Origin of the sequence: Butyrivibrio sp. (assembly GCF_017635265.1) — a bacterium.
Classification (GTDB): domain Bacteria; phylum Bacillota; class Clostridia; order Lachnospirales; family Lachnospiraceae; genus Butyrivibrio.
Genome location: NZ_JAGBLU010000013.1, coordinates 1 through 10,898 on the forward strand (window position 1 = coordinate 1; position 10,898 = coordinate 10,898).

Sequence of the window (10,898 nt, forward strand, 5' to 3'; positions counted from 1 at the left end):
CGCCCTGTAATAGGGCTTTCAAGAATAGATTCCTATGATAAAGAAAAGGATACTATCACTTTCCACTACAATCGCCATGAAGATGAAGTTCTTGTAACTGAGACCATACCAGCCATTGAATTCATCAAGCGTCTCATACAGCACATCCCAGAAAAAGACTTCAAGATGATACGCTATTACGGCGTATATGGTCGACACAGAGAATCTGACAAAAAGTTATATCGTCTTATTCATCCGTCAAAAAAGCCATTTCTACAGTCATTCTTAAAATGGCGATCCGGAATACTTTCATCATTTGGATATGATCCGCTGAAATGTCCAAAATGTAACAGCACTATGAAATTCCTCGAACTATACTACAATCACAAACGTGTTTCTCTCGAAGACTTATATGAAAAGGTAATGGGAAAATGCCGTCCCAAATGTCGCGCCCCTGTTCAAACTCATTCCCTGGCATGCTAAAATGAGGCATGACAGGAGGATAAATCATGGTTGATAAAGCACTAATAGCAAAGCTTAGAGAGAAATACATGCAATGCCCGCCGGAAGGCATGTCGGCGGATGAAATCCGTGAGATGGACGATGAAGACCTTCTCGATATGGATTACTTCATGCACGAAGATGATGAATTCTTTGACGAGGTAGACTGATAATAACAATCAGCATACCTCCGCTTTGCATGGCCCGGTCTTGCCCGGGCCTTTTAATTCAAGGTTGCGCCGTAAAGGCGCAATTTCCTATTAAACAAAAAAAGACATCCCTGATAAAACTTTGGGATGTCTATGTACATATTAGCTCATCTTTTTATACATATGGTTTCCAATCATCTGAATGAGCTGTACAAATGCTATTAAGATGATGGAGCAAACAATCAGGTAATCGGTCTTGTACTGCTGGTATCCATAACGGATTGCTATATCACCGATTCCGCCACCGCCTACGGTTCCAGCCATTGCTGAGTACCCAATCAGCGAAATAATAAGGAGCACTACACCGTTTAACATTCTTGGGATTGATTCTTTTACGTATACTCTCATAAGAATCTGGAAATTGGAAGCACCAAATGATCTGGCTGCCTCAATTACCCCGGGATTGGTCTCTCTAAGGCTTGTCTCAAACACCCTCGCAATGTAGGGAATTGCTGAAACTGTAAGAGGTACTATAGAAGCTGTTGTTCCGATAGACTTACCAACTACCATTCTGGTAAATGGTATCAGGATTACCAAAAGTATGATAAAAGGAAAGCTCCTGAATACGTTTACAATAAAACTTAGTATCTCATACACCAGCTTGTTTGGTTTAAGACCATCAGGTGCTGTAAGCGTAAGTATGATTGCCGGGATAAATCCCAGTATTACTGAAAAAAGTGTAGACCAGAACACCATGTATAGTGTCTGTTTAAAGGCAGTGAAAACTACAGTCCCCATGCCTGTTGTTGACAATATTCCTGACATTTTTTGTTCCTCCGGATAAAAATCTATTTCATCTGCAACTATTAAGCAGATAATTCACTAAAGCTATAAAATCAAGGAAAATGAATCAGTTTATTATCTCCCATGTCACTTTCTTTGAATCAAGGAAAGCACAGGCTCTTTCCAGATCTTTTTCATCCATGTTAAGAACCAGACTTCCATATACATCTTCTCTGAAATCCTCAAGTTTGGCCCAGCAGATATTAAAATCTGTGTGAAGCTCCTGAGACATCTGAGTAACGATTGGTCTCTGATTGCCCTCTCCAAAGAAAAAGAGCTTAAGATTAACTCCTACCTCCGGAAGCTTATCACTTTCTTCTCTAAGGAAATCTCTTATTTCTACTTCTTTTGGCCATACAAAGAGTTGTTCAGGCTTTCCGACTGCAAGCATTTTTCCGCTGCTTAAAAATGCAACCTTCTGACATATCTGCTTAACTACTTCCATCTGATGGGTAACAATTATGATTGTAATACCCATCTCCTTATTGATTTTTTGCAAAAGTGCAAGTATTCCTTTGGTAATCTCAGGATCAAGAGCGCTTGTCGCCTCATCACATAAAAGAAACTCAGGATCAAGAACCAATGCTCTGGCTATTGCTACTCTCTGTTTCTGACCGCCTGACAATTCTCTTGGCTTTGAATGAACCTTATCTTCCAGTCCTACAAGCTTTATAAGGTTTAAAATCTTCTCTTTTGCCTCCGGAGTTTTGGTATTTATTCCCCAGAACTTCATAGGAAGTGCAACATTCTGATATACATCAAGACGCTCCAAAAGATTAAAACCTTGGAAAATCATTCCCATTCTTTTCTGTAAAAGACGAAGATTCTTTTTATCCTTAATATCAACCTTTTGTCCATCTACAAGAATCTCGCCCTGATCATAATCCTCAAGACCGTTTATACATCTTAAAAGTGTGGACTTTCCTGCACCGGATTGTCCTATTATTCCAAAAATATCCCCTTTTTCTATTTCAAGGGTAATGTCCTTTAAAACTTCTGTTTTATTGAATGATTTTTTTACATTCTTTATCTGTATCATTGTTTTTCTGCTTTCTTTTTTATTTATACCTGAAACAGTATATCAAAACCCAGAGCCTTGATGCAACTTTTAAGCGCTATGAAACATTTACATGCATTCCCGGGATAAAAATAAGTCATAAGTAATAGAACAGGCACGCTGCAAAAACAACGTGCCTTTAGGTAGGATTATTATATTAGGCAAAATGATTACTGTGCATCAATAAATGAAGTAATAACTGCTCCCTTGTAGGTTTCATCAATATATGCCTGAACCTTATCTGACTGAAGCGCTTTGATGAGAGCCTGTGTCTTTTCTGATGTTTCATTGCCCTGCTTAACTACAAGGAAGTTTGTTCTCTTAACAGTTGTCTCATCATCGAACTCTTCAATGTCAAGAGCAGGGTATGTTGACGGAAGGTCCGCCTCAAGTGCATAGTTACCGTTGATAGCTGCTGCATCAAGATCAGGAAGTGAAAGCGGAAGGCTTGCTGCCTCAAGTGGTGTGATAACGTAACCATGAGGATTGGCTTCAGCATCATTGGTTAAAGAGTCCTCTGTATAGCTGTCATCTGTTCCAAATCCGCCTTTAGATGCAAGAAGTCCCTTCTGAACAAGAAGATCAAGTGCTCTCTCTCCATTGTCAGGGTCATTAGGAATACCAATTGAAGCACCATCAGGAAGTTCTTCAAGTGATGTATACTTCTGTGAGTAAATTCCCATTGGCTCAATGTGAACGCCTGCTACAGCTGCAAGGTGAAGACCTGCGTCTGTATTCTGCTGGTTCATATAGCCAAGTGTCTGGAAGTAGTTAGCATCAAGCTCATCAGCCTCAAGTGAAGTATTTGGAAGAACATAATCTGAGAAAACAACTGTCTCAAGTGTCCAACCATCTTCTGCAAGAACTTCTTTTACAATGTTATCAAGAATTTCTGCATGAGGAACTGGTGTTGCACCAACTCTGATTGTCTTATCTCCATCCTCTGTCTGAGCTGGAGCTTCATCAGAAGCCTGCTCGGTAGCTTCAGCCTCCTGAGTTTCCTGTGCCTGTGTTTCTTCTGCCTGTGTTTCTTCTGCCTGTGCTGCTTCACTCTCAGCGCTGCTTCCGCAGCCTGTAAGTGCTCCAAATGCAAGAACACCGGCAAGCACAATACTTGTCAAAAATCTCTTCTTCATAATAAGTCCTCCTCGTTAATACATTTCTATTTATTATAGAACAAATTATAACAATGAAAAATACAAAAATGAAATACTGTTTCTTTTTAGAAAGCGATAACTAATGCTTATATGTTACTGTTCACTAATTGCAGTAACGCTTATATACTATTCAAACTGACTGGCATACAGTCTGTAATAGGCTCCCTGTTTTTTCATGAGTTCATCGTGACTTCCCTGTTCTACTACATCTCCGTTATCCATTACTAAAATGTTATCTGCATTTCTGATAGTTGATAATCTGTGAGCTATGATAAAACAGGTTTTTCCAACCATAAGAGTCCTCATTGCAGCCTGCACTTTTCTCTCCGTTGCAGTATCAACATTGCTCGTGGCCTCATCAAGGATCAACATGCTCGTATCATAAAGCATTGCTCTGGCGATTGTGATCAGCTGCTTTTGCCCCTTACTTATATTGCCGCCATCTTCGCTTATGACTGTGCTGTATCCTTGCGGCAGTTTCATTATGTAGTTATGGATATGTGCAGCCTTGGCAGCCTCTGCAACTTCCTCCATTGACGCATTTTCTTTTCCATATGCGATATTGTCAAAAATAGTCCCATTAAAGACCCACGTATCCTGCAAAACCATAGAATAGTTCTTTCTAAGGCTCTTCATAGTGTAAGATACGGCCTCATTATCATCAACATAGATCATTCCGTTTTGAGGATCATAGAAACGCATAAGAAGGTTGATAATCGTCGTCTTACCTGCTCCTGTATGCCCGACTATAGCCACTGTCTCACCCGGTTTTGCCAGCATGTTAAAGTCGTGGATGATTATCCTGTTCTTTTTATAACCAAACTCCACATTTCTTGCTTCTACAAGCCCATTGGCCTGAGTTAGAATCGCAGCACCTTCTTTGTCTTTTACCTCTTCAATCTCATCAAGAAGCTGAAAAACTCTCTCTGCCGCAGCAAGTGCGCTGAATATTTCGTTTATAATATTGGATATCTCATTTATTGGACCACTAAACTTTCTGCTGTACAGAATAAAACTTGAAATCTGACCTATTCCAACAACTGAATTCATATATAATAGAGCTCCGCCAAGCCCAATTGCTGAAAGCCCTATGTTATTTATAAGTCCGATTGTTGGGCCCATCGTCATACCAAGTCCATCTGCATCCCTGTAAGCCTCTGCAGCATTTCTGTTTATTTCCTCAAACCTGTCACAAACGTAGTCTTCATGAGCATATGCCAGGATAGTCTTTTGCCCTGTGAACATCTCTTCCGCAAAACCATTCATTTCCCCATAGGCAAGGCTTCTTACCCTGTAAAGAGGTCTTGTCTTTTTACTCATGTATCCAGTAAATAATACAGATACCGGAATCGTAAATGCCATGCAAAAAACAAGTGGCACAGATATCATGCACATCATGGTGAAACTTCCCACAACAGTTACAATACTGGTCAAAATCTGTACCACGTCTGATGACAGGCTGGTGCTGACCACATCAATATCATATGAAACGCGACTTATTATGTCTCCCGCAAGGTGTTTATCAAAATAGCTGACAGGAAGTTTCATCAGCTTGTTAAAAACATCCCGTCGCATGTTCCTGGCCACATATCTTCCAACATGCATCATTCCAATATTCACAAGAAAGCTTAATAAGTTACTGCCAACATATACTGCAAGCATCAAAAGACCGTAGTGTACAACAATGTGCATATCTACATTTCCTTTTCCTTCGCTTGCCGCGGTAATTGCTTTTCCTGCAAAATCAGGTCCTAACAGATTCCCTATGTTGCTGGCAAATGCACATATGAGTAGCAAAAACACTATCCAAGCATACTCAAGCATATATTTTAAAAGCCTTCTTAAAGTCTTTCTCGCATCTTTGGGCTTTTGTTTTGCTCCGCCTCTGTCTCCCGGTCCCGGCATAGTTAACTCCTTAGTTTCGTTTTATGTCGTCTGCATCTCATAGGTCTCTCTATATGCACTGCAGTTTTCCATAAGCTCTTTATGGGTACCAAGTCCAATGCATTTTCCGTTATCCATAACCATGATCTTATTCATTCCCATAACGCTGCTGACTCTCTGAGCAATAAGTATAAGTGTACTGTCCTTGTGATTTTCTTTAATGACCTTTCTCATAGCGGCATCAGTTTTATAGTCAAGAGCACTTGAGCTGTCATCTAAAACCAAAATCTCCGGATGCCCCGCCAAAGCTCTTGCAACTAAAAGTCTCTGTTTTTGCCCACCTGATAAATTGGCACCTTTTATATCAGCCTGATACTCAAGCCCCTTTTCAAGTTCACTTATATATTCATAGGCAAGAGAATCCTTTACCGCCTGATCAACACTTTCTTTTGGCAAATCTCTTCCAAAATCAATATTGTTAAAAAGTGAATCCTTAAATACCATATCATTTTGAAACGCCACGCCAAACTTCCGTCTAAGTTCATCCTTTTCAAAAGATTTAACGCTTCTGCCTGCGATTTTTATGTCACCTTCATCTGCATCATAAAATCTCATAAGAAGGTTGATTATTGTGGTTTTTCCACATCCTGTAGGTCCTATGATTCCGAGACTCTCTCCTTTTTTTAGAGAAAAACTGATATTATCGAGGGCTTTTTGCCTTTTATCACCTGCAAAGCCACTGCTCTGACTTTTTTTACTGCCATATGAAAAGCTTACATTCTCAAAACTTATAAACTCATCTGTTTCTGTATCTTTCCCTTCAAGAACAGTCCACTCATCTTTGGCGCTCAATATAGCATCTATTCTGTCTGCACTTGCACTCGCCTTTGAAAGACTCATAAATATTCTGTTAAGTCCCATTACTCCCATGGTGATCATATTAAAGTAAGTAAGAAAGGCAAGTATTATTCCCGGCTGCATAAGTCCTGCATTTACTCTTGCCGCACCGATAATAACCACAAGTGTAAGTCCGATATTAAGGCACATTTGCATAAATGGTCCGGGTATTGCCATTACAGTGCTTGCCTTAATATCACTTGCTGCCATTTGAACGTTTGCTTCATTAAATCTTTTCTTTTCATATTCCGATTTGCTAAGAGCCTTTACAACTCTGATGCCGGTTATGTTTTCTCTCATGATTCGCACAACTGTATCAAGTTTCTGCTGGACAATAGTGTACATAGGTATTCCTTTTGAAGATACCACAAGCACTATTCCAATCAAAAAAGGAAGCATTATGATAAGAATCATTGCCAGATGCCAATCCATAAAAAGAGTCATTACCACTCCGCCAAACAACATCATTGGAGCTCTTACACACAAGCTTTGGATCTGTTGGACTGCGGACTGAACATTATAGCTGTCAGAAGTCATACGGCTTATAAGACTGGGAAGAGTAAATTCATCAAATTTATCTCCTGAGAGATTAGCTGTCTTTTTAAAAAGGTCGCCTCTTACATCGTAGCTTACTTTGTGCGCATTAAAAATTGCTTTTTTATTGGCTAAAACATTAAACTGTCTGCAAAGAACCGCTGCTGCAAACATCAGTAGTCCCCACATAATAACTAAAGTGAGATTTCCGGACGGAACCACATAGTCAATCATATACTCAAGAATATACGGAAGAGTAAGCTCCGACATTGTTCCTATAAGCTTTATAAATATAGCAAGAAATATGGCTCCACTATACTTTTTCATATATCTGAAAATCAGATTCATTGACTATCACCTATTGTCCCCTCGTACCCTTTTTCTTTGAACAACCTCATCATCTCATTGGTAAGACTGTAATCCAATGGCTGAAGCTCTATGTCACAAGGAGCTACCCATTCTGCATACTTAAGCTCTGATGTATCCATCTGTATTTCTTTTTCTCCTGACACATCACAAAAAAATCCCGCCAGTATATCACTTGCAATTCCCCATGGCTGTGACTTGTAATATCTGACGTTACTTACGCTAAGTCCCACTTCTTCCATAACTTCACGTTTAACGGTTTCTTCAAGTGTCTCTCCGATTTCTGTAAATCCGGCAACAAGAGCATTATGCGCAAATCCTGTTCTGTATTTGGTTAAAATGAGCCTGTTGGTCTCTTTATCAGTAACGCCAATAATAACTGCAGGATTTATCCTTGGATAAATGATATTGCCGCATTTAGGGCATATCCTTGCTCTTTCAGTCTTGTGATCTTCATTAAGAGTTCCACACCTGCCGCAGAATCTGGTTACCTGATACCACTCGTGAAGGTGAAATGCTGTGTAAGCTGCGTATACATAATGCTGCGGCTTTAGATACTCTTTCCTAAAGGTCATCATTGAGCAGAACTCAAAACCATCAGGAAGATTGAGATTTTTAATATTTCCGTCCAAATCTGTTGCAACATCCGCACCATATGTACTATCGGCAATTTCAGGCTTTAATAAAAAAAATCTTTCTTTACCTATACTAAAAAGATAAGTTAATGCTTCATTTACTTCTTTTAAATCAACAACCTTTGGAAAAGTTATTGTTTTTAATTCAGTATCAGATTTAAGAAGTAATCTTTTTCCCTGGCTGGTATTAATAAAGACAATTACAAAATCGTCATCTTTATGTTTAATCGTAGGATCATAGTGATTTTTAAGTTCTAACGGTGTAATATCCTGTAGCATTTGCTTATCCCTTCTCTTCTTAAATTATATTAAAAATGAAATATAACTACTGATCTCATTAAAATCAATTACACATTTTCCTCCATATATTATCACCGGAACTTCGTCATTAAAACCATAAATATTTACATCTTCATGTTCAAAATCATTCACTATTATCTTTTTCTTTTCCGAATCAATCATCCAATACTCTTTTACTCCCGCGTTCGCATATTTTGTAAGCTTAATATGCATATCCTTACTCTTGGTAGAATCAGACAAGACTTCTACTATAAAGTCCGGTGCTCCATGCACAACTTTTGAATCAATTTTGTCCCTATCACATACAATCATAACATCCGGCAGCACCTGAGTTTTTTCATCGTCATCAAGTTGCACACCAGTCGGTGCGATAAAAGGAACACACATACCATTATTATTCGAGATAAACTGTAACAGTTTGTTAAATATTAATCCGGCAATCAACTGATGGTAAGTTTTTGGGGCAGACATATCATATATAACCCCATCAATCAATTCCACCATCTTATCGTCAGGTAATTTGTCTATATCTGCAATGGTGTACTCACCTTGCTTTTTCTCATTTTTTTTCATATTCGTTCTGCCATAGGCAGGTTCATCTTCCTTAAGTATGTTTTTAATGTCGTCTTTATCATAAAAGGAAAAATCATAAGTAATAAATACTTTTTCCAAAGCCTTAAGTGTCGAATACCTCGGATGCTTGGTTATTCCGCCTAAAACCTTCTGTACAGTTCCTATTGGAAGTCCTGACCTCCGGGCTATCATTTCATAGCTATATCCAAAATCTTTCTTTTTCTGTTTCATCTCTTCAATAGTCATAGCTGTACCTCATTTCACAAATACAAATTTATTATCCATATAATACTATTTTTATATCCATCAGGCAACAGTGTTCTCTTTTTTCTTTTCCATTTATTATCAATATTATATCCATTATATTTCCACAGTTGTATTTCATTTATTTTTTGCTATAATAACGTGGCACGGAAAAAGTATCAGTATCATAAAGGTAATATCATTAAGAATGATCATTAGTAACTAAACGCTAAATGAACAATCATATATAGAAAAGAGAATTTGAAATGGCAGAAAATAAAGAAATAGGATTATCAACTTCAGATTATTATTTTGATCTTCCCGAGGAACTTATTGCTCAGGATCCAATGGAAAAAAGAGATGAGTGCAGACTTCTTGTGGTGGACAAAAAAACCGGCGAAACCGAGCATCATAAGTTCAATGAGATTATAAATTACCTTGAGCCCGGTGACTGCCTTGTTCTTAATAATACAAAGGTTATCCCTGCAAGGCTTCTTGGTGAAAAAGAAGGCACCGGAGCAGCTGTAGAGATTCTTCTTCTTAAAAGAAAGGAAGCTGATGTCTGGGAAACACTTGTTAAACCCGGTAAAAAGTTAAGACCCGGTGCAAGAGTTTCATTTGGCGGTGGAATTTTAAAAGCCGAGATTCTTGATATTGTTGATGAAGGAAACAGACTTGTTAAGTTCTATTACGATGGGATCTGGGAGGAAGTTTTGGACAGACTTGGTGAAATGCCTCTTCCACCTTACATCACACATAAGCTTCAGGATAAAAACATGTACCAGACCGTATATGCAAAATATGAGGGTTCAGCTGCCGCTCCAACAGCAGGTCTTCACTTTACAGAAAAGCTACTTGATGACATCAAGGCAAAAGGCGTGGATATGGCCTTTGTAACCCTTCATGTGGGACTTGGAACTTTCAGACCCGTGAAGGTAGACAATGTACTTGAACATCATATGCACACCGAATGGTATCAGGTTACTCAGGAAGCGGCAGATAAGATTAACCGCGCAAAAGAAAGTGGTCACCGCGTTATCTGTGTCGGTACAACAAGCTGCCGAACTATAGAAAGTGCCGCTGATGAGAATGGACATCTCTCAGCTTGCAGCGGGGATACATCAATATTTATCTATTCCGGCTATAAATTCAAGGTATTGGATCAGCTTATCACAAACTTCCATCTTCCTGAATCAACACTTGTAATGCTCGTGTCAGCACTTGCAGGAAGAGAACATGTCCTTGCAGCCTACGAAGAAGCCATCAAAGAGCGTTACCGCTTCTTCTCCTTTGGAGATGCATGTTTCTTTAAATAAACATTACTTTGATATCTGCAAAATCAATTTACATCTAAATCAATAATCGTAAAACCTTACAATGTAAAGCAGGGAGAGTATAATGGCTATATCTTTTATTGTGCCAAATACTCTCCCCTTGTATATGCGTAAGTGATTGGCAACGTCCGCCACCATTGACTGAACCTGAGGAAAACGCCTTGGTCTGCGAGCCGACGGTGAGGATGATGGGAACAGTAATTAGATTTGCGCACCGTCGGATTCAGCATTGTAGCGTTTCTCTCAGAACCCGTCAACGGCAAGCACCTGCGGTGTGGCTGGTTACAAGAGCCTCGGGCTCTGAATCCGAGAACAGTAGGTGTGGCTACTTTCAAGGATATGTGTGACTAAATGTCTGCGTCTTTCAATGTAAAGAGAGCGAAGATTCTGTTTTGGAAATATAGCCTGATTTTTGAGATTACAACACCATTCGACAAGGATTTTGA

The 10,898-nt window shown here is 39.1% G+C and carries 10 protein-coding genes; 3 read left to right on the forward strand and 7 right to left on the reverse strand.

The genetic code is table 11. The features are described 5' to 3' along the window. Both J6O61_RS01860 and J6O61_RS01865 read left to right on the forward strand, forming a co-directional pair. A partial coding sequence (locus J6O61_RS01860) for a transposase (protein WP_292208872.1) occupies positions 1 to 462 on the forward strand: 462 nt, incomplete at its 5' end. Between the two features lie 26 nt (positions 463 to 488). Beyond that, positions 489 to 650 (forward strand): hypothetical protein, encoded by a 162-nt coding sequence (locus J6O61_RS01865; RefSeq protein ID WP_196809816.1) that lies wholly within the window; start codon positions 489 to 491, stop codon positions 648 to 650. A 141-nt stretch (positions 651 to 791) separates the two neighbouring features. Here the strand turns inward: J6O61_RS01865 and J6O61_RS01870 are convergent, their stop codons facing one another. The 7 genes from J6O61_RS01870 to J6O61_RS01900 form a co-directional block, all read right to left on the reverse strand. Beyond that, on the reverse strand, positions 792 to 1,454 hold the full coding sequence (locus tag J6O61_RS01870) for a methionine ABC transporter permease (protein ID WP_330613706.1): 663 nt from the start codon (positions 1,452 to 1,454) through the stop codon (positions 792 to 794). Positions 1,455 to 1,539: 85 nt separating this feature from the next. Next, complete coding sequence (locus J6O61_RS01875; protein WP_292208879.1) at positions 1,540 to 2,511, reverse strand: methionine ABC transporter ATP-binding protein; 972 nt, start codon at positions 2,509 to 2,511, stop codon at positions 1,540 to 1,542. Positions 2,512 to 2,699: 188 nt separating this feature from the next. Continuing rightward, positions 2,700 to 3,665 (reverse strand): MetQ/NlpA family ABC transporter substrate-binding protein, encoded by a 966-nt coding sequence (locus tag J6O61_RS01880; protein WP_292208881.1) that lies wholly within the window; start codon positions 3,663 to 3,665, stop codon positions 2,700 to 2,702. Positions 3,666 to 3,812: 147 nt separating this feature from the next. Further along, a complete protein-coding gene (locus J6O61_RS01885) occupies positions 3,813 to 5,591 on the reverse strand; it encodes an ABC transporter ATP-binding protein (protein WP_292208883.1) in 1,779 nt (592 codons plus the stop codon). A gap of 21 nt (positions 5,592 to 5,612) precedes the next feature. Further along, positions 5,613 to 7,328 (reverse strand): ABC transporter ATP-binding protein, encoded by a 1,716-nt coding sequence (locus tag J6O61_RS01890; protein ID WP_292208885.1) that lies wholly within the window; start codon positions 7,326 to 7,328, stop codon positions 5,613 to 5,615. 17 nt (positions 7,329 to 7,345) lie between these two features. After that, positions 7,346 to 8,281 carry an NAD(+) diphosphatase gene (locus J6O61_RS01895; protein ID WP_292208887.1) on the reverse strand — a complete coding sequence of 312 codons (936 nt, stop codon included), beginning with the start codon at positions 8,279 to 8,281 and terminating at the stop codon, positions 7,346 to 7,348. Between the two features lie 24 nt (positions 8,282 to 8,305). Then, complete coding sequence (locus J6O61_RS01900; protein ID WP_292208889.1) at positions 8,306 to 9,121, reverse strand: Uma2 family endonuclease; 816 nt, start codon at positions 9,119 to 9,121, stop codon at positions 8,306 to 8,308. A 263-nt stretch (positions 9,122 to 9,384) separates the two neighbouring features. Between J6O61_RS01900 and queA the strand changes: the two genes are divergently transcribed. Next, entirely contained in the window at positions 9,385 to 10,434 is a 1,050-nt protein-coding gene (gene queA / locus J6O61_RS01905) for a tRNA preQ1(34) S-adenosylmethionine ribosyltransferase-isomerase QueA (RefSeq protein WP_292208892.1), read from the forward strand. Positions 10,435 to 10,898 lie beyond the last annotated feature (464 nt).

Coding starts and splice junctions, on each gene's coding strand:
- J6O61_RS01865 (WP_196809816.1), top strand. CDS start 489: ATGGTTGATAAAGCACTAATAGCAAAGCTTAGAGAGAAATACATGCAA.
- J6O61_RS01870 (WP_330613706.1), bottom strand. CDS start 1,454: ATGTCAGGAATATTGTCAACAACAGGCATGGGGACTGTAGTTTTCACT.
- J6O61_RS01875 (WP_292208879.1), bottom strand. CDS start 2,511: ATGATACAGATAAAGAATGTAAAAAAATCATTCAATAAAACAGAAGTT.
- J6O61_RS01880 (WP_292208881.1), bottom strand. CDS start 3,665: ATGAAGAAGAGATTTTTGACAAGTATTGTGCTTGCCGGTGTTCTTGCA.
- J6O61_RS01885 (WP_292208883.1), bottom strand. CDS start 5,591: ATGCCGGGACCGGGAGACAGAGGCGGAGCAAAACAAAAGCCCAAAGAT.
- J6O61_RS01890 (WP_292208885.1), bottom strand. CDS start 7,328: ATGAAAAAGTATAGTGGAGCCATATTTCTTGCTATATTTATAAAGCTT.
- J6O61_RS01895 (WP_292208887.1), bottom strand. CDS start 8,281: ATGCTACAGGATATTACACCGTTAGAACTTAAAAATCACTATGATCCT.
- J6O61_RS01900 (WP_292208889.1), bottom strand. CDS start 9,121: ATGACTATTGAAGAGATGAAACAGAAAAAGAAAGATTTTGGATATAGC.
- queA (WP_292208892.1), top strand. CDS start 9,385: ATGGCAGAAAATAAAGAAATAGGATTATCAACTTCAGATTATTATTTT.